We start from the raw sequence: 17,736 nt of genomic DNA, 5'->3' as shown, positions 1-17,736 counted from the left end.
TAGTCCGACTTTATTTTTGCAATAAACGTTTCATCCGCTATAAATTCTGGTTAACTCCTAAATTAGCATGACTATTAACCAGTTTTGAAAACAACAACAAAAAGGAAGGTCAACCATGCTTCAATCCCGTCACCTGCTCTCCGGCCTCGGACTGTCCCTGATGATCGCCACCCTTTGCGCCAATGCGGCGGGCCTGACCGCCGAACACAAAGCCTTCGGCAAAACCAATGACGGCACGCCCGTCGAGCAATACATCCTGCGCAACAGCCACGGCATGCAAGCCACCGTCATCACCTACGGCGCGACCCTGCAATCGCTGTTGGTGCCGGACAAACAAGGCAAAGCCGCCGACGTGGTGCTCGGTTTCGATGATGTGCAGGGTTACCAGAAAGGTACCGCGTACTTCGGCGCGACCATCGGCCGTTTCGGCAATCGCCTGGCCGACGGCGCCTTCGAACTCGACGGCAAGCGCTATCAAGTGCCGCAGAACGACAAGTCCAACGCCTTGCACGGCGGCACTCAGGGCTTCGACAAGCAGGTCTGGAAAGCGCAGGAAACCAAAGACAAGGATTCGGTCGGCGTGACCCTGACCTATCTGTCGGCGGACGGTGAAATGGGCTTCCCCGGCAACCTCACCACCGAAGTGACCTACCGCCTGACCGACAACAACGAACTGCGCATCGACTACAAGGCCAGCACCGACAAACCGACCGTGCTCAACCTGACCAACCACAGCTACTTCAACCTCGCGGGCGCCGGCAATGGCGACATCCTCAAACAGGTCGCCACCCTACACGCCAGCCATTACACCCCGGTCACCGCCAAGCTGATCCCGACCGGCGAACTGGCGCCCGTGGCCGGCACCCCCATGGACTTCACCAAGCCCACGGCAATTGGCACGCACATCAAGGCGGATCACCCACAGTTGAAATTCGCCGAGCCGAAACAGGGCGGCTTCGATTTCAACTGGGCGCTGGATACCAAGGGCGATGTGAGCAAAGTCGCCGCCGAGGTCAGCGATCCACAGTCCGGCCGGCATTTGCAGTTGTTCACCAGCGAACCGGGCGTGCAGTTCTACACCAGCAACTTCCTCGACGGCACCGTCAAGGGCAAGGGTGGCAAGGTCTATCCGCATTGGGGCGCGTTTACCCTGGAGACGCAGCATTATCCGGATTCGCCGAACCAGCCGAACTTCCCGAGTACGCGGCTGGATCCGGGGCAGGCTTATACACAAAGCGTCGTCTTGAAGTTCTCTGCCAAGTAAGAAGCTCAAGATCAAAAGATCGCAGCCTGCGGCAGCGCCTACAGGTGGTCGTTCCCGCGCTCCGCGTGGGAACGCCGCCCGGGACGCTCCGCGTCCCAACAGCGGACGCAGAGCGTCCATTGAGGCATTACCACGCAGAGCGTGGGAACGATCTGTACACTCCTGCTGCCCACTAAAGGTATCGACCGTTTCAGAAAGGAGGTTTGAATGCGTACCCTCGAATTGGCCGGCGTGCAGGTTCCGGTGATTGGCCAAGGCACCTGGCGCATGGGTGAAGACCGTTCGGCGCACAAGCGTGAAGTCACCGCGCTGCGCACCGGCATTGAACTGGGCATGACCCTGATCGACAGCGCAGAAATGTACGCCGAGGGCGGTGCCGAAACCGTGGTCGGCGAAGCCATTGCCGGTCTGCGTGATCAGGTGTTTCTGGTCAGCAAGGTCTACCCGCACAACGCCAGTCGCAAAGGTATCCCGCAGGCGTGTGAGCGCAGTCTGCGCCGGCTCGACACTGATTACATCGACCTCTATCTGCTGCATTGGCGCGGCCAGTATCCGCTGGAAGAAACCGTCGAGGCGTTCGAGCGTCTGCGCGAGGACGGCAAGATCGGCCGCTGGGGCGTGTCGAATTTCGATGTCGATGACCTTGAAGAATTGGCGTCACCGGCCTGCGCGACCAATCAGGTGCTCTACAACCTGGAAGAACGCGGTGTCGAGTTCGATCTGCTGCCATGGTGCCAACAGCAGCGCATGCCGCTGATGGCCTACTGTCCTTTAGGTCAGGGCGGCGCGATGCTGGCTGATCCGGTGCTGAAACAGATTGCCGCTCGTCACAACGTGACCCCGGCACAGGTTTCGCTGGCGTGGATTCTGCGTCAGGATGGTGTGATTGCGATTCCCAAAGCTGTGCGGCCGGAACACGTGCAACTCAATGCACAAGCGGCGCAATTGCAACTGGAGGCCGGGGATCTGGCAGCGCTGGACCAGGCGTTTCAGGCGCCAAAGCGCAAGCAGCGGCTGGCCATGGTCTGAGCCACCGCCGACTGGCAGAGGGCTTCGCGATGAGAAGCACTGATCAGTACGACCCGTTCAACCTGCAACGATTTTTCCTGGCCCAGGACCCGGTGTTCGAACGGGTCCAGCGCGAACTCGACGAAGGCCGCAAGCGCAGCCACTGGATGTGGTTTGTCTTCCCGCAGTTCGCAGGTCTGGGCGGCAGTGAAATGTCCCGGCGCTTCGCCATCGGCTCAGCCGAAGAAGCCCAGGCCTATCTGGATCACCCATTGCTCGGCGCGCGGCTGCGCACCTGTACGCAGCTCGTGCTGAATGTGCGCCAGCGTTCGATTGCCGAGATTTTTGGCCATCCCGACGACCTGAAATTTCACTCCTCGATGACGCTGTTTGCCCAGTTCGCCGCTGAAGACAGCCTGTTCAACCAGGCGCTGGAGCGCTACTTCCACGGCATCCTCGATGAATGGACGCTGCAGTTGCTGGACTCAAAACAGGCCCAGTTGCCCCCCTATCAGGGTTGAGAAGTCGTCGTCGACAAACGGCAGGATCGCATCGGCCACCGGTTGCAGTTGCCGGGTGATGTAATGATCGTAATCAATGGTGGATCGCCGCACTTCCAGCGGTTCGGGGCCAGCCAGGGTAATCACGTAACTGATCCAGCCACCGTTCTGGTACTGCCGCGGGCGCCCGTGCTGCGCGTTGTATTCATCGGCCAGCCGCGCCGCGCGCACATGGGGTGGGACGTTGCGCTCGTAATCGTCGAGGGTGCGGCGCAGGCGTTTGCGGTAGATCAGCCGATCATCGAATTCACCGGCCAAGGTTTTGCGCACGTAGTCGCGCACATAGTCCTGATACGGCTTGCGCTGGAAGATCCGCTCGTACAACTCTTGCTGAAATTGCCGGGCCAACAGCGACCAATCGGTGCGCACGGTTTCCAGGCCTTTGTAGACCATTTCTTCAGTACCGTCGGCGCGGGTGACCAGGCCGGCGTAGCGTTTTTTGCTGCCCTCCTCGGCGCCACGAATAGTCGGCATCAGAAAGCGCTTGTAGTGAATTTCGTACTGTAATTCGAGGGCGCTTTCCAGCCCGTATTCGTCACGCACATGCTCGCGCCACCAGTCGTTGACGTGCTTGACCAGCGCATGACCGATGGCCGCCGCCTCTTCTTGCCCATGAGGGCGACGCAGCCAGACGAAGGTCGAGTCAGTGTCGCCGTAGATCACCGCGTGGCCCTGTTCTTCGATCAGCTTGCGCGTGCGCAGCATGATTTCGTGGCCGCGCAGGGTGATCGACGACGCCAGCCGCGTATCGAAAAACCGGCAGCCGCTGGAACCGAGCACGCCATAGAAGGCGTTCATGATGATCTTCAGCGCCTGGGAAAGCGGCGCGTTGCGTTCGCGCTTGGCGGTCTCGCGGCCCTCGGCGACCCGCGAGACAATCGACGGCAGGCAATGCCGGGTGCGCGAGAATCTGGCGCCGCGAAAACCCGCGACGGAGTCGGCATCGTCCGGATGCTGCAAGCCTTCGATCAGCCCCACCGGGTCGATCAGAAAGGTGCGGATGATCGACGGATAAAGGCTTTTGTAGTCGAGCACCAGCACCGACTCGTAGAGCCCCGGTTGCGAGTCCATGACGAAACCGCCGGGGCTGGCCTGCGGTGGATTGGTGCCCAGATTCGGCGCCACAAACCCCTGACGGTGCATCAACGGCATATATAAGTGGGTAAACGCCGCCACCGAGCCGCCACTGCGATCCGCCGGCAGGCCGGTGACGCTGGCGCGCTCGAGCAAAAACGTCAGCAGCTCGGTCTTGGCGAAGATCCGCGTGACCAGTTCGCAGTCCTTGAGGTTGTACTTGGCCAGCGCCGGTTTGTCCTCGGCGAACATGCGGTTGATCTCGTCCATGCGCTGATACGGGTTGTCGATCGACTTGCCTTCGCCTAGCAAGGTCTGCGCGACGTTTTCCAGACTGAACGAGGGGAAACTCCAGGTCGCCGAACGCAAGGATTCGATGCCATCGATGATCAGCCGCCCCGCTGCCGAGGCGAAGTAATGGTTGCGGCTGCCGTGTTCGCGCCACTGCATCTCTTCGCCGCCACGGCCGATTTTCAGCGGTACGCCGAGGCGCCGTGCGTGTTCGTGGAGGATGCGCAGATCGAACTGCACGACGTTCCAGCCGATGATCGCGTCGGGGTCGTGCAGCGCGAACCAGTCGTTGAGTTTCTTCAGGATGAGCGTGCGTGAGTCGCAGTATTCAAGGTCGAAGTCGACGATGCTGGCGTCGCCGCTCGGCGCGCCGAGCATATACACCTGACGCTCGCCGCAGCCTTCCAGCGCAATGGAATACAACTCACCGGTTTCGGTGGTTTCGATGTCCAGCGAGACCAGTCGCAGCTTCGGCCGATACTTGGGATCGGGTTTGAGGTGGGCGTTGAGCAATGTGCCGTCGGCATCGGCGGTGCCGCCGAACAGCACCGGCGCGGTGATGAAACGCTCCATCAGATAGCGCTCCGGCGGGCGCACATCGGCCTCGAAGACATCGACGCCGTGGCGGTTGAGCGCGGTTTCCAGACGCATCAACTGACCATGTTGCTGGCAATACAGACCAAGCACCGGGCGATGTTCGAAATCCTGCAGGGCCAGGGGGCGCAGTTCGACGTTCTTTTCATCGTGCAGCAAGCGTTCGGCGGCTGCACGCTGCTCGGCAGGGATAAACGCCACCGACGGCTGATGCGGCAAGCGCACACGGCGCGGCCCGGCGTCGGTCGCCAGCCAGAACTCGACTTCGGTGCCGGCCGGGGTATCGCGCCAATGCCGCGTCAGGACGAAGCCCTGCTGTAAATCCACCACTGCGACCTCGGGAAATTGAATCTGCTGGGCATTCTACGCGGCATCGCGCGCGATGGCCCTCGTGAAAAATCTCGCGCAGACAATTAAAAAAACCGCCAAATGACGTTTTTTGCGTGTTATCTGCCGCTTTGCCACCTTGCCCTGAACGCCAGCGTCTACGATGCTTGGGTAACAACGACAACACCTGAGTAACCGCCATGAAGACCGTCGCCCAACTGCTCAAGCTCAAAGATCAGAAAAATCAGGAAGTGCACCAGATCAAACCTGATCACATGGTGCTCGAAGCGCTGATGAAGATGGCCGAGAAAAACGTCGGCGCCTTGCTGGTGGTGGAGGACGACAAAGTGGTCGGCATCATCAGTGAACGCGATTACGCGCGCAAACTGGTGCTGCATGGCCGCTCATCGGTGGGCACACCGGTTCGCGACATCATGGTGGCCAACGTGATCACCGTGGACACCCACCAGACCGTCGACACTTGCCTGGGCATCATGTCCGACAAACGCCTGCGCCACTTGCCGGTGGTGGAGAACGGCAAGTTGATCGGTTTGCTGTCGATCGGTGACCTTGTGAAAGAGGCGATTGCCGAACAGGCGGAGCTGATCAAACAGCTTGAGCAGTACATTCGCGGGGAATAATCCGCAGCCCTCCAGACAGCAGAAATCCCCTGTGGGAGCGGGCTTGCTCGCGAATGCGGTCGGTCAGTCGATAGATGAATTGACTGACCGACCGCATTCGCGAGCAAGCCCGCTCCCACCTTTGGTTTTCCGGTGGGATCAGGCCGGCCAGTGCCGGGCGAAGACAGGCGCCAGCACCGGATGCCGGTCAACTCTCTGCAACCACGCATAAAACCCCGGCCGCGTCTGGCGCAGATGCTCGCGGCTGCCCGCCCAACGCGTTACCACCGCCGCCAGCACATCCAGTGCACCCGGCGTTTCATCATCCAGATACAGCTCGGCGGAAAACTGGTCGGCAAACACCTCCCAACTCCAGTGCAGACGCTCACGGGCGCCGGTCATCAGATTCTGCCGCGACGCTTCGTCAGGCATTACCAACCAACGTTCGGGATAGTCGACAACGCCGATGGCTGCGTAGCAATTGCTGACGATGTACACCAGGCCGCGAATCGCCTGATCGCGGTCGTCTGCCTTGGCCGGCAGCAAGCCGGACTGGGGAAACGTCAGGCCCAGATGAATCAGAATCGCCGCGCTCTCGGTAAGGGTGCTGCCATCGGGCAGTTGCAAGGTCGGAATCTGTTTCAACGGGTTGAGCTGCGCCAGCGCCTCGGCAGCTTCGCTGCTGGCTTCGATATCGATGAAGCGATAAGCGATCTGGCACAGCTCCAGCGCCGCTTCAATGGCGGCTGCGCCTGAGTTGCGATGTCCGTAGAGCTGATACATATCTCCCCCCCCTTCTGTTGATCAGCCATCCTTCGTGACAAGGGCGCCTGTCGAATCGTCACGACCGGCTGCGAAGCAAGCGCGAAACCCGCCACGATGATCTATCAGTTGTAGTGCATTTCGCTGGAAAAATTTATTTTCTGCCCAGTGCATCCAATCCGTTCTCTGCCGGGTAGTCCTAGTAACAGCCGTTCTTGGCTGCCAGCGATCTACCCCTTTCGGAGAACACACTGATGAATACCACACAGCTGATTTGCTTCACCGGTTTGCTCGCAGCGTCCTCGGCAGCCTTCGCCCAAAGCAGCTACCCCGACACCATCAAAGTCCCGGACGGCCACAAGATCGCGCTGGAAACCACCGGGGTCGGCGAGATCACCTACGAATGCCGCGACAAGCCCAATATGGCCGGGCAGACCGAGTGGACCTTCGTCGGCCCCAAAGCGGTGCTCAACGATCGCAGCGGCAAACAAGTCGGCACTTACTTCGGCCCACCGGCCACCTGGCAGGCCAAGGACGGTTCGAAAGTCACCGGCACGCAATTGGCGGTAGCGCCGTCGAGCCCGGGCAACCTGCCCTATCAACTGGTCAAGGCCAACCCTGCTGAGGGCAAAGGCGCGATGACCGGCGTGAGCTACATCCAGCGCGTCGCGCTCAAGGGTGGCGTGGCACCGAGCAGCGAATGCACGGCGGCGAACAAGGGCAAACAGGAAACGGTGAAGTACCAGGCGGATTACATTTTCTGGGCGGCGAACTGACGTTCAGCACCACGCAAAAATATGGCTTCAGTGGGAGGGGGCTTGCTCCCGAATTCGGTGTGTCAGTGAAAGGGATGCTGGCTGACACACTGCCTTCGGGAGCAAGCCCCCTCCCACAAAGGCAATCCAGAAGGGAACCTAAAAGTGCAATTCACAGGGCTGCCTGCAAGGAAATTCTGGTTGTCTGGATGTTTGCGGAATGTGAGCTAGATTGCACGACATGCCTTTGCCCGAATCTGCATTTGATTACGAAGCCCGTCTCGCTGCCTGTGCCCGCGGCGAGCGGTCGGCCCTGCGCGATTTGTATGTGCAGGAAGGCCCGCGCCTGCTCGGCGTGGCCAAACGGCTGGTACGCGACACGGCACTGGCGGAGGACATTGTCCATGAGGCATTCATCAAAATCTGGAACGGCGCGGCGGGGTTTGATCCGGCGCGCGGTTCGGCGCGTGGCTGGATGTTCACCGTGACCCGGCATCTGGCGCTGAATCTGCTGCGCAATCAGGCTCGGGAAACCCCGTTCAGCGAAGATCACGAAATGCCCGCGCACGACAATGACTTCGATACCCAGGCGCATTCGGCACGCATCGATCGCTGCCTGGAACAGCTCGATCCGCAACGCCGAAGCTGCATCCTTCATGCGTATATCGACGGCTACAGCCATGCGCAGATTTCCCAACGGTTGGGCACGCCGCTGGGCACCGTCAAAGCCTGGATCAAGCGCAGCCTCAACGCCTTGCGGGAGTGCATGGGATGACCACTGAATCGGAACGCGATGAGCTGGCCAGCGAATATGTGCTCGGTACACTCTCGGCTGAACAACGGATCGGGGTGCAGGAACGCCTGCCGAATGACCCGGAGCTGCGCGCGGCGGTGGACGCCTGGGAACGGCGGCTGCTGGAGCTGACGGACTATGCCGAATCGCAGCAACCGTCGGCACTGCTGTGGCCACGGATTGAGCGCAGCGTCGAGCGACTGACGCAAAAAACGCCCACAACGTCATGGTGGAATCTGCTGCCACTGTGGCGCGGTTTGAGTGCTGCCGGATTGGCCGCAACCTTGGTATTGGGTTCAATCCTGCTGACCCAGACCACGCCGAAACCCAGTTATCTGGTGGTGCTGGTCGCGCCGCAGGACAAGGCGCCGGGCTGGGTAATCCAGGCCAGCAACTCGCGGGAGATTCAGTTGATTCCGCTGGGTGTGGTTGAAATACCGGCGGACAAGGCTCTGGAATTCTGGACCAAGGCTGACGGCTGGCAAGGTCCGGTATCACTGGGGCTGGTCAAGCCGGGGCAGGCGCTGAAAGTTGAACTGGATAAACTGCCGCCACTGCAACCCAATCAGTTGTTCGAGTTGACGCTGGAAGGCGCCAACGGCTCGCCGATCGGCAAACCGACCGGGCCGATTCAGGCGATCGGGCGCGCGGTGAAGGTGCTGTGAGGCTCTAGAATGAGGGTCTTGGCAATCATCATCGGCGTCGATGTTCACCATCACGGCAATGAAGTTCTCATAAAAAATCTCCGGCGTAACATCCGCTCCATACCAACCAATAACACCCCGGAGCACACCATCATGAAACGCCAGACTCTTCTCAGCATCGCTTTCTCGGTTTTCGCAGTTAACGCTTTTGCCGCCACTCCAGCCCACACGATGATCGCCGCTGATGGCTCGGATCGTCTGTACCAGAACGCCGTTGCTGCCGACGGTTCGGATCGCGTGAAAGGCAACACTATCGCGGCTGACGGCTCGGATCGTGTGAAAGGCAACACCATCGCGGCTGACGGCTCGGATCGTGTGAAAGGCAACACTATCGCGGCTGACGGCTCGGATCGTGTGAAAGGCAACACCATCGCGGCTGACGGCGCGGATCGCGTGAAAGGCAACACCATCGCGGCTGACGGCTCGGATCGCGTGAAAGGCAACACCATCGCGGCTGACGGCTCGGATCGCTTGAAAGGCAACACCGTCGCTGAAGGTGGTGCTGATCGTCTGAACGAACTGCGCAACGCTTGAATGAATGGCGTCACCGCAACAACCCAGAGAAACCCGGCTACCGTTAGCCGGGTTTTTTATGTCTGGCGGTTTTATCCGGCCTTGGCCATACAGCGTTTGTAACGCTCATCCACCCGTTTGGCGAACCACGCGGTGGTCAGTTTTCGGGTGATTTTCGGGCTCTGCAGCACGATCCCCGGCAGCACCGCACGGGGCAATGTCTTGCCTTCGGCCTTTTCCGCCAGCGCAAACACCTCTCGATAAAGCTTGGTCTCTTCGAATTCCAGGGTTTTGCCCTTCTCCAGTTGATCGCGAATGGACGGATTGCGCATGCCCAACGACTTGCCGAGAGTGCGCACCGCCAGTTCGGTGCCGCCGGGCATGATCGAGTCGTAGCGAATCAAGTCGCCGTCCAGCGCCAACGGGATGCCCGACGCGCGACTGACTGCGTTCTGGAACGCCGCGTTGCGGCTGGCGTACCAGCCGGCGTTGAAGTCGGCGAAGCGATAGAGCGGCTCGCGGTAACTCACCGGGTATCCGAGCAAATGCGCGATGCCGAAATACATGCCGCCACGCCGGCTGAACACTTCGCGGCGGATCGTGCCGTCGACCGGGTACGGGTAATCCTTGGCGTGCTGTTCGGCAAATTCGATGCTGACCTGCATCGGCCCGCCGGTGTGCACCGGGTTGAAACCGCCGAACAGCGTGCGCCCCATGGGCACCCTGCCGATGAAGTCATCAAAAATTGCGCTCAACTCTTTTTCGCTACGCGCGCTGCTCAGGCGTTCGCTGTAGCTCTTGCCGTTGGTCGAACGCACTTGCAGGGCGCCGCTGACCAACAGGCTGGGGATATGCACTTTGGCGGCGCGGCGGTCGATTTCGTCGCGAGCGATTTTGCCCAGGCCGGGCACGCTGGGGTCGGCCTGAAAGGTCGATTCCTGCTCAGCCACGGCCAGCACCGAACACAGATTCTGGGTGGTCGGGCTGATGTCTTGTGCAGCGAACGCGACGTAGATATCGGTGGCCCAACCTTGGCGATCAGAGGTTTTGCTGGGCATCAGGCGCACGATTTCGGCTTTCACTTCGGCCGGAGGTCGTGGTGCGGGTTCGCCGCTGCGCTGGCTGGCGCAACCGGCCAGTACGAGCATGGCGGCGAGGGTTATCAGTAATCGAGGGGTGTGCATGTTGCTCCATCCAGTCCGTTGAGCCGGGTTCACCATACGATCAATGGTATGGCGCAGGCTAGGACTGCGCCGTTCCAGAGCTGTTCCGCACGCTTTAATCGTGATGACAAACTGATTGCAAAACGTTACTGAGAAAACCTATCATTTGCACCTGGAGTCGCATTTGCGCAAGGAGTTCCCGCGCCGCCTTAACCTTTTCTCATCGGCCGTGCGCCTCCAGGTACGAAACATGCCCGCTTCAGCCCGACTTGCCGTCCCGTTCCGCCCGACGCTTCTCGCCCTGCTGTGCTCCCTGACTGTCACTGCCCATGCCGCTGAAGAAGACGGCAAAGAGTTGGTGCTGGACAACGTCAACATCAATGCCCACGCCCCAGCGCCAAACGCCTTGCCACCGGTTTATTCCGGTGGTCAGGTCGCTCGTGGCGGCCAGTTGGGCGTGCTGGGCAATCAGGACATGATGGACGTACCCTTCAGCGCCGCGTCCTACACCGAGCAACTGATTCAGGATCAGCAAGCCGAAAACGTCGCTGACGTGCTGCTCAATGATTCGTCGGTACGCCAGGCGTCCGGCTTTTCCAACCAGTCGCAAGTCTTCATGATCCGTGGCCTGCCGCTGAACGGCGACGACATTTCCTATAACGGCCTGTACGGCGTACTGCCAAGGCAGATCATTTCCACCGACGCCCTTGAGCGCGTGGAAGTGTTCAAAGGCCCCAACGCCTTCATCAACGGCGTTACCCCAACCGGCTCCGGCATCGGTGGCGGCGTCAACCTGCAGCCAAAGCGCGCCGGCGACGTGCCGCTGCGCCGCTACACCACCGACATCAACAGCGAAGGCCGCATCGGTCATCACTTCGACATCGGCCAGCGTTTCGGTGAAGACAACCGCTTCGGCGCACGGATCAACCTGTCCCAGCGCGAAGGCGATACCGGCATTGATCACGAGAACCAGCGTTCGAAACTGTTTGCCATCGGCCTCGACTATCGCGGCGATGCGCTACGAATTTCCGGCGACTTTGCTTATCAGAAAGAACGCGTCAACGCTGGCCGCAACTCGGTCAACCTCGGCACCGCCACGCACATTCCGGATGCGCCATCAGCCGACACCAACTACGCGCCGAAATGGGGCTACACCGACATCGAAGACACCTTCGGCATGCTCCGCGCCGAGTACGACCTCAACGACAACTGGACCGCCTACGCGGCCGGCGGCGCCAAGCACACCCGTGAAATCGGGCGCTATAACTCGACCACGCTGGTCGGCAACAACGGCGCATCGTTCACCACCGGCTCGTTCATTCCCCACGATGAAGACAACACCAGTGTGATGGCCGGCCTTAACGGTAAATTCAACACCGGCCCGGTCAGCCACAAGCTCAATTTCGGCCTGACCGGGATCTGGACCGAACAGCGCAGCGCCTATGATTTTGACCTGACCAAATACGCCAACAACATCTACCACCCGGTGCAAACCCCGTCGCCGGTCGGTAACTTTTCCGGGGGCGATGTGAATGACCCGGGCATCGTCGGCAAAACCTTCAACCGCAGTATCGCGATCTCCGACACGCTCGGTTTTTTCGATGATCGACTGCTGATCACCGCCGGCCTGCGTCGTCAGCAATTGGTCGTGCAAGGTTACGGTTACGCCAGCTACGGCAGCGGCCCGCGCTCTTCGAGCTACGACGAGTCGATCACCACGCCGGTGTACGGCATCGTATTCAAGCCGTGGGAGCACGTTTCGTTCTACGCCAACCACATCGAAGGCCTCGCCCAGGGCCCGACCTCGCCAACCAGCGCCGGTGGCTTTCGCGTGACCAACGGCAACGAAGTCTACGCACCGGCCCGTTCCAAGCAGACCGAGGCCGGGGTGAAAGTCGACATGGGCACTTACGGCGCGAGCCTGGGTGTGTACCGCATCGAGCAGCCAAGCGATGGCTACTGTGAAATCGACAGCGCCACCACCTGCACCTACGTGCGTGAAGGCGAGCAGATCAACAAAGGCGTGGAAATGAACGTGTTCGGCGAGCCGATCAACGGTTTGCGCCTGATCACCGGCCTGACCCTGATGGACACCGAATTGAAGAACACCCTCAACGGTGCCAACGACGGCAACCGTGCGATCGGCGTGCCGACCTTCCAGTTCAACGCCGGCGTGGATTGGGACGTGCCCGGCCTGCAAGGCGTCGCGCTGAATGCGCGGATGCTGCGCACCGGTGGCCAATACGCCGACGCGGCGAACAACCTTAGCTTGCCGACCTGGAACCGCTTCGACGCGGGTGCGCGTTATGCCTTCAAGGTCTCGGAGAAAGACGTGACCTTGCGTCTGGGCGTGGAGAACCTGGCGAACAAGAAGTACTGGGAATCGGCTCAGGGCGGTTATCTGACCCAGGGTGAACCGCGAGTGGCGAAGTTGTCGGGCACTATCGACTTCTAAGTAACGCCACGGCACGAGAAAGGCCCCGCAGCTTCACGGTTGCGGGGCCTTTTTGGGTTTTGTGGCGCTTGATAAGGCCACTTCGCGAGCAGGCTCACTCCCACAGGGGACTGCATTCCAAAGTGGGAGCGAGCCTGCTCGCGAAGACAGCCGGGCCTGGCCACCCTCTCCTTCTGATCCATACTTGCTCCTCAGCAAACGGAGGACAGGCCCATGAACCGCAGCGACGTCCTGATCATCGGCGCCGGCCCCACCGGCCTGGTGCTGGCCCTGTGGCTGAGCAAACTCGGCGTGCAAGTACGCATCATCGACAAAACTTCTGCCCCCGGCACCACCTCCCGGGCGCTGGCTGTACAGGCGCGAACGCTGGAGCTGTACCGGCAACTGGATCTGGCCGACACCATCGTGCGCAACGGCCATCGCGTGGCGGCGGCGAACTTCTGGGTCAACGGCAAACCCGTCGCGCAGTTACCGCTCAACCGCATCGGCGAAGGCCTGACGCCCTACTCCTTCGTTGAGATTTTCCCGCAGGACGAACATGAACGGCTGTTGATCGAACGCCTTGAAGACTATGGCGTCAGCATCGAACGCAACACGACGCTGGAGAGTTTCGCGCAAACCGGCGACGGCCTCACCGCGCACCTGCGCCTGCCCGATGGTGAACAGGAAATCTGCCAGGCCTGCTATCTGGCAGGTGCAGACGGCGCCCGTTCGGTGGTGCGCAAATCCCTCGATGCCGGGTTTCCCGGAGGCACTTATCAGCAGATTTTCTACGTGGCGGATGTGCAGGCCAGCGGCCCGGCAATGAACGGCGAGTTGCATCTGGATCTGGACGAAGCGGACTTTCTCGCGGTGTTTCCGTTGGCGGGCGAAGGCCGTGCACGACTGATCGGCACCGTGCGCGACGAACGTGCGGAGCGCGCCGAAACACTTGAGTTCTCTGACGTCAGCAGCCGCGCCATCGAACACCTGAAAGTCCATATCGAGGACGTGAACTGGTTCTCCACCTACCGCGTGCATCACCGAGTGGCTGAGCATTTTCGCAGTGGTCGCGCGTTTCTACTCGGCGACGCGGCGCACGTACACAGCCCCGCGGGCGGCCAAGGCATGAATACCGGCATCGGTGACGCGATCAATCTGGCGTGGAAACTCGCCGCCGTGCTCAGCGGCGGTGCCGAGGCCAAACTGCTCGACACTTACGAAACGGAACGCATCGCCTTCGCGCGGCGGCTGGTCTCGACCACCGACAAAGTCTTCAGTTTTGTCACCGCCGAGGGGCGCATGGCGGATTTGCTGCGCATGCGTGTGGCACCGTTTCTGATCCCGAAAATGGCTTCGTTCGAGGCCAGTCGCGAATTTCTCTTTCGCACGGTGTCGCAAGTCACCCTCAACTATCGCGGCATGCCGCTGAGCCAGGGCACGGCCGGCCACGTCCACGGCGGCGATCGTTTGCCTTGGGCGCGTGACGGTGAAGGGGATAATTACGAGCCGCTACGCCAGCCCTGCTGGCAGGTGCATGTGTACGGCGACACCAGCGACGAAATGATCGCCTGGTGCCACGAACATCATCTGCCATTGCACGTGTTCGACTGGCGCCCGGCGTTTGAAACGGCAGGGCTGGGGCGAAATGGCTTTTACCTGCTGCGCCCGGATACCTATGTGGCGATTGCCGATAACAGTGCCGATCCGAAGGTGATCGAGCGGTATTTCCACGATCATGGGATCCGCCCGTTTTTCAACTGCGCCTGACTAAAGAAAACCATGAATCAAATGTGGGAGCGAGCCTGCTCGCGAAATCGGTGCATCAGCAACAGCTATGCTGGCTGACACGACGCCTTCGCGAGCAGGCTCGCTCCCACAGTTAAATCTGCGCTGTTGCTTAGATCCCGGCCAGCGCCAGATCCATCGCAAAGTAAGTGAAGATCAGATCCGCACCCGCGCGTTTGATTGCGCCCAGGCTCTCACGCACCACACGATCTTCATCAATCGCCCCGGCCTGTGCGCCGAATTTGATCATCGCGTACTCACCGCTGACCTGATACGCCGACAGCGGCAGGTTCGAGGCTTCGCGGATGTCGCGGATGATGTCCAGATACGCGCCGGCCGGTTTGACCATCAGCGCATCGGCGCCTTCCTGCTCGTCGAGCAGCGACTCACGCAGCGCTTCGCGGCGGTTCATCGGGTTCATCTGGTAGCTTTTGCGGTCGCCCTTGAGCGCGCTACCACCGGCCTCGCGGAACGGGCCGTACAGCGCCGAAGCGAATTTTGTCGAATAGGCCATGATCGGAATCTGGGTGAAACCGGCTGCGTCGAGTGCCTGGCGAATCGCCCGCACCTGACCGTCCATCGCCGCCGACGGGGCGATCACATCAGCACCCGCGCGCGCTGCTGCCACGGCTTGTTTGCCGAGGTTGACCAAGGTCTGATCGTTGTCGACTTCATGGTTGTGCATCACGCCGCAATGGCCGTGATCGGTGTATTCGCAGAAGCAGGTGTCGGACATCACGATCATTTCCGGCACGGCATCCTTGGCGATGCGCGACATGCGCGAGACCAGACCGTCTTCGCGCCAGGTGTCGCTGCCGTTGCTGTCCAGATGATGGGACACGCCGAAAGTCATCACCGACTTGATGCCGGCACGGGCGTAGCGCTCGATCTCGCTGGCCAGTTTGCGCTCGGGAATGCGCATCACCCCGGGCATGCTCTTGATCGGCACGAAGTCGTCGATTTCTTCCTCGACAAAAATCGGCAGCACCAGATCGTTCAGGCTGAATTCGGTTTCCTGGAACAGACTGCGCAGGCTCGCATTGCGGCGCAGACGGCGGGGACGTGCTTCGGGGAACTGACTGGACATGGGGCTGAAACCTGCAGATGAGACGAAAGTCGTAGGGGGCGAAGCTTATGCCTTGCGGGGGTTGAGGTACAAACCTGGATCAATCAAGAGTGCATTACTGCTCATGCAACAATCCTCCAGAACACCAAAATCACTGTGGGAGCGAGCCTGCTCGCGAATGCGGTGTATCAGCAACAAAAGTGCTGACTGACACGATGCCTTCGCGAGCAAGCCCGCTCCCACAGGGGATCATCAGTGCTGCAGATTACGAAGGAATGGTCAGACCGCGAATGACTGCCGGACGTGCGAGAAAACGCTCCAGCACACGGGTCACATTGGGGAAATTGCTGATGCCCACCAGATCACCCGCCTCATAGAACCCGATCAAATTGCGCACCCACGGAAACGTTGCGATGTCGGCAATGGTGTAGCGCTCGCCCATGATCCAGTCGCGTCCTTCCAGACGGCCATCGAGCACCTTGAGCAGGCGTTTGCTTTCATCGACATAGCGATCACGCGGACGCTTGTCTTCGTAGTCCTTGCCGGCGAATTTGTTGAAGAAACCCAGTTGGCCGAACATCGGGCCGATACCGCCCATCTGGAACATCAGCCACTGAAGGGTTTCGTAACGCAGAGCACCTTCCTGCGCGAGCAATTGGCCGCTCTTGTCGGCCAGATAGATCAGGATCGCACCGGACTCGAACAATGGCAGCGGTTGGTCTTCAGGGCCGTGGGGGTCGAGGATCGCCGGGATCTTGTTGTTCGGGTTCAGCGACAGGAACTCCGGGGACAACTGGTCGTTGGTGTCGAACCCGACGCGGTGCGGCTCGTAGGGCAGGCCGATCTCTTCGAGCATGATCGAAACCTTGACGCCGTTGGGGGTGGGCAAAGAGTAGAGCTGAATCCAGTCTGGGTACTGCGCGGGCCACTTTCGGGTGATCGGGAACGCGGACAGATCGGTCATGGGAAGCATCCAGTCACAAATGAAAGGCCTGAGCATAATCCAGGATCATCCGCTCTAGCGCGGGTTCTTTTCGCAGGCGACCAAGTGCTTACTTAAATTCGCAACATCCTGTCGCTAACCTGCGCACAGGCCATTGCGGGTTGCCGCTAGAGTGCTGCGCACTTGTGCCGATCGAACCAACCGGCCTCAGAGGACTCTGAGTTATGCCTTTCGCAAAGGAAAGCGCACTACGACATGGAAAACACCCGGTGCTGGGAGCCTGCGGTGTAAAGGTTTGTCAGCCTTAACCGAACACGCTAAAGAATCTTTTATTTCATGACGAACCTTATGAGTTTCGCCAAACGCTTCAAACACCGCGCCTATGTGGCCCTGCCCTCCCTGTTGGCGGTCAGCGCGTTGTTCCTGTCGCTGGAATCCAGCGAAAGCCGCGCGCAACCGGTGGACGGCACGCAGACCCTGGTGTTCCTGCGTCACGCGGAGAAACCCGAGGGCGGTCTCGGCCAGCTCAACTGCCAGGGCCTGAACCGCGCCATCGATCTGTCGACCTTGCTGCCGGAAAAATTCGGTAAGGCTGACTACGTGTTCGCCGCCAACCCGACGCGCAATGTCGAGGAAGGCGAGCTGGACAATTCCTACAGCTACATTCGCCCGCTGATGACCATCAGCCCGGCCGCGATCAAGCTTGGCCTGCCGGTGAACATCGAATTCTCGGCCAATGACACCAGCGATCTGGCCCGCGAACTGCTCGATGACAAGTATCACAACTCGACGATCTACACCGCGTGGTCACATGGTTATCTGCCGGAGCTGATCAACAAGGTGGCAGGCAAAGCGGTCGGCGAGAAACAGAACATTACCGATGACTGGTCTGGCAGCGACTTTGATTCGCTGTATGTGCTGACCCTGACCTGGCACAACGGCAAGGCCAGTTTGCAGAGCCACAGCTACAAGCAGGGGCTGGATAATGGCAAGGAATCTTGCCCGACTTGAGTTTTGTGCGGGCTGGGAAGATCCATTCGCGAGCAGGCTCGCTCCCACACTGGATCTGTGTCGATC

The 17,736-nt window shown here is 60.3% G+C and carries 16 protein-coding genes; 11 read left to right on the top strand and 5 right to left on the bottom strand.

Annotation, left to right across the window (positions count from 1 at the left end; genetic code table 11):
• Nucleotides 1-115 precede the first annotated feature (115 nt).
• From ATI02_RS05220 to ATI02_RS05210, 3 genes are all read left to right on the top strand, one after another.
• Nucleotides 116-1,264 (top strand): aldose epimerase family protein, encoded by a 1,149-nt coding sequence (locus ATI02_RS05220; RefSeq protein ID WP_100845653.1) that lies wholly within the window; start codon nucleotides 116-118, stop codon nucleotides 1,262-1,264.
• 207 nt (nucleotides 1,265-1,471) lie between these two features.
• Complete coding sequence (locus ATI02_RS05215) at nucleotides 1,472-2,293, top strand: aldo/keto reductase (protein WP_100845652.1); 822 nt, start codon at nucleotides 1,472-1,474, stop codon at nucleotides 2,291-2,293.
• A 29-nt stretch (nucleotides 2,294-2,322) separates the two neighbouring features.
• A complete protein-coding gene (locus tag ATI02_RS05210; RefSeq protein WP_100845651.1) occupies nucleotides 2,323-2,793 on the top strand; it encodes a DUF1810 domain-containing protein in 471 nt (156 codons plus the stop codon).
• Here the strand turns inward: ATI02_RS05210 and ATI02_RS05205 are convergent.
• Entirely contained in the window at nucleotides 2,758-5,118 is a 2,361-nt protein-coding gene (locus tag ATI02_RS05205; protein WP_167394867.1) for a DNA polymerase II, read from the bottom strand. The genes ATI02_RS05210 and ATI02_RS05205 overlap by 36 nt on opposite strands.
• Before the next feature lie 200 nt (nucleotides 5,119-5,318).
• Here ATI02_RS05205 and ATI02_RS05200 point away from each other — a divergent pair, with 200 nt between their 5' ends.
• Nucleotides 5,319-5,759: a CBS domain-containing protein gene (locus tag ATI02_RS05200; protein ID WP_008084932.1), complete on the top strand. Its 441-nt coding sequence runs from the start codon at nucleotides 5,319-5,321 to the stop codon at nucleotides 5,757-5,759.
• A gap of 138 nt (nucleotides 5,760-5,897) precedes the next feature.
• Here the strand turns inward: ATI02_RS05200 and ATI02_RS05195 are convergent, their stop codons facing one another.
• Nucleotides 5,898-6,521, bottom strand: a complete 624-nt coding sequence (locus ATI02_RS05195) for a glutathione S-transferase N-terminal domain-containing protein (protein ID WP_100845649.1) — start codon at nucleotides 6,519-6,521, stop codon at nucleotides 5,898-5,900.
• 233 nt (nucleotides 6,522-6,754) lie between these two features.
• Between ATI02_RS05195 and ATI02_RS05190 the strand changes: the two genes are divergently transcribed.
• The 4 genes from ATI02_RS05190 (at nucleotide 6,755) to ATI02_RS05175 (ending at nucleotide 9,286) form a co-directional block, all read left to right on the top strand.
• Nucleotides 6,755-7,276, top strand: a complete 522-nt coding sequence (locus tag ATI02_RS05190) for a DUF3455 domain-containing protein (protein ID WP_095190759.1) — start codon at nucleotides 6,755-6,757, stop codon at nucleotides 7,274-7,276.
• Nucleotides 7,277-7,496: 220 nt separating this feature from the next.
• A complete protein-coding gene (locus tag ATI02_RS05185) occupies nucleotides 7,497-8,030 on the top strand; it encodes a sigma-70 family RNA polymerase sigma factor (protein ID WP_095190760.1) in 534 nt (177 codons plus the stop codon).
• Entirely contained in the window at nucleotides 8,027-8,713 is a 687-nt protein-coding gene (locus ATI02_RS05180) for an anti-sigma factor (RefSeq protein ID WP_100845648.1), read from the top strand. The genes ATI02_RS05185 and ATI02_RS05180 overlap by 4 nt, the downstream gene beginning before the upstream one ends.
• 132 nt (nucleotides 8,714-8,845) lie before the next feature.
• Nucleotides 8,846-9,286, top strand: a complete 441-nt coding sequence (locus ATI02_RS05175; protein ID WP_100845647.1) for a hypothetical protein — start codon at nucleotides 8,846-8,848, stop codon at nucleotides 9,284-9,286.
• Nucleotides 9,287-9,357: 71 nt separating this feature from the next.
• Here ATI02_RS05175 and ATI02_RS05170 read toward each other — a convergent pair whose 3' ends face one another.
• Nucleotides 9,358-10,449, bottom strand: a complete 1,092-nt coding sequence (locus ATI02_RS05170) for a DUF1615 domain-containing protein (RefSeq protein ID WP_100845646.1) — start codon at nucleotides 10,447-10,449, stop codon at nucleotides 9,358-9,360.
• A 229-nt stretch (nucleotides 10,450-10,678) separates the two neighbouring features.
• Here ATI02_RS05170 and ATI02_RS05165 point away from each other — a divergent pair, with 229 nt between their 5' ends.
• Together ATI02_RS05165 and ATI02_RS05160 are read left to right on the top strand one after the other, a co-directional pair.
• Nucleotides 10,679-12,883 carry a TonB-dependent receptor gene (locus ATI02_RS05165; RefSeq protein ID WP_100845645.1) on the top strand — a complete coding sequence of 735 codons (2,205 nt, stop codon included), beginning with the start codon at nucleotides 10,679-10,681 and terminating at the stop codon, nucleotides 12,881-12,883.
• Between the two features lie 213 nt (nucleotides 12,884-13,096).
• Nucleotides 13,097-14,632 (top strand): FAD-dependent oxidoreductase, encoded by a 1,536-nt coding sequence (locus tag ATI02_RS05160; protein WP_100845644.1) that lies wholly within the window; start codon nucleotides 13,097-13,099, stop codon nucleotides 14,630-14,632.
• A 130-nt stretch (nucleotides 14,633-14,762) separates the two neighbouring features.
• Here ATI02_RS05160 and hemB read toward each other — a convergent pair whose 3' ends face one another.
• Both hemB and ATI02_RS05150 read right to left on the bottom strand, forming a co-directional pair.
• Entirely contained in the window at nucleotides 14,763-15,737 is a 975-nt protein-coding gene (gene hemB / locus ATI02_RS05155; protein ID WP_100845643.1) for a porphobilinogen synthase, read from the bottom strand.
• Nucleotides 15,738-15,981: 244 nt separating this feature from the next.
• A complete protein-coding gene (locus tag ATI02_RS05150; RefSeq protein WP_095190767.1) occupies nucleotides 15,982-16,680 on the bottom strand; it encodes a glutathione binding-like protein in 699 nt (232 codons plus the stop codon).
• Between the two features lie 315 nt (nucleotides 16,681-16,995).
• Between ATI02_RS05150 and ATI02_RS05145 the strand changes: the two genes are divergently transcribed.
• Nucleotides 16,996-17,670 carry a histidine phosphatase family protein gene (locus ATI02_RS05145; protein WP_100845642.1) on the top strand — a complete coding sequence of 225 codons (675 nt, stop codon included), beginning with the start codon at nucleotides 16,996-16,998 and terminating at the stop codon, nucleotides 17,668-17,670.
• The last annotated feature ends 66 nt before the right edge of the window (nucleotides 17,671-17,736 follow it).

It is taken from the genome of Pseudomonas baetica (assembly GCF_002813455.1).
Classification (GTDB): Bacteria; Pseudomonadota; Gammaproteobacteria; order Pseudomonadales; family Pseudomonadaceae; genus Aquipseudomonas; species Aquipseudomonas baetica.
This window is presented reverse-complemented; position numbering and strand designations above follow the sequence as displayed.

Coding starts and splice junctions, on each gene's coding strand:
- ATI02_RS05215 (WP_100845652.1), top strand. CDS start 1,472: ATGCGTACCCTCGAATTGGCCGGCGTGCAGGTTCCGGTGATTGGCCAA.
- ATI02_RS05200 (WP_008084932.1), top strand. CDS start 5,319: ATGAAGACCGTCGCCCAACTGCTCAAGCTCAAAGATCAGAAAAATCAG.
- ATI02_RS05175 (WP_100845647.1), top strand. CDS start 8,846: ATGAAACGCCAGACTCTTCTCAGCATCGCTTTCTCGGTTTTCGCAGTT.
- ATI02_RS05195 (WP_100845649.1), bottom strand. CDS start 6,521: ATGTATCAGCTCTACGGACATCGCAACTCAGGCGCAGCCGCCATTGAA.
- ATI02_RS05190 (WP_095190759.1), top strand. CDS start 6,755: ATGAATACCACACAGCTGATTTGCTTCACCGGTTTGCTCGCAGCGTCC.
- ATI02_RS05170 (WP_100845646.1), bottom strand. CDS start 10,449: ATGCACACCCCTCGATTACTGATAACCCTCGCCGCCATGCTCGTACTG.
- hemB (WP_100845643.1), bottom strand. CDS start 15,737: ATGTCCAGTCAGTTCCCCGAAGCACGTCCCCGCCGTCTGCGCCGCAAT.
- ATI02_RS05165 (WP_100845645.1), top strand. CDS start 10,679: ATGCCCGCTTCAGCCCGACTTGCCGTCCCGTTCCGCCCGACGCTTCTC.
- ATI02_RS05185 (WP_095190760.1), top strand. CDS start 7,497: ATGCCTTTGCCCGAATCTGCATTTGATTACGAAGCCCGTCTCGCTGCC.
- ATI02_RS05220 (WP_100845653.1), top strand. CDS start 116: ATGCTTCAATCCCGTCACCTGCTCTCCGGCCTCGGACTGTCCCTGATG.
- ATI02_RS05150 (WP_095190767.1), bottom strand. CDS start 16,680: ATGACCGATCTGTCCGCGTTCCCGATCACCCGAAAGTGGCCCGCGCAG.
- ATI02_RS05145 (WP_100845642.1), top strand. CDS start 16,996: ATGACGAACCTTATGAGTTTCGCCAAACGCTTCAAACACCGCGCCTAT.
- ATI02_RS05210 (WP_100845651.1), top strand. CDS start 2,323: ATGAGAAGCACTGATCAGTACGACCCGTTCAACCTGCAACGATTTTTC.
- ATI02_RS05160 (WP_100845644.1), top strand. CDS start 13,097: ATGAACCGCAGCGACGTCCTGATCATCGGCGCCGGCCCCACCGGCCTG.
- ATI02_RS05180 (WP_100845648.1), top strand. CDS start 8,027: ATGACCACTGAATCGGAACGCGATGAGCTGGCCAGCGAATATGTGCTC.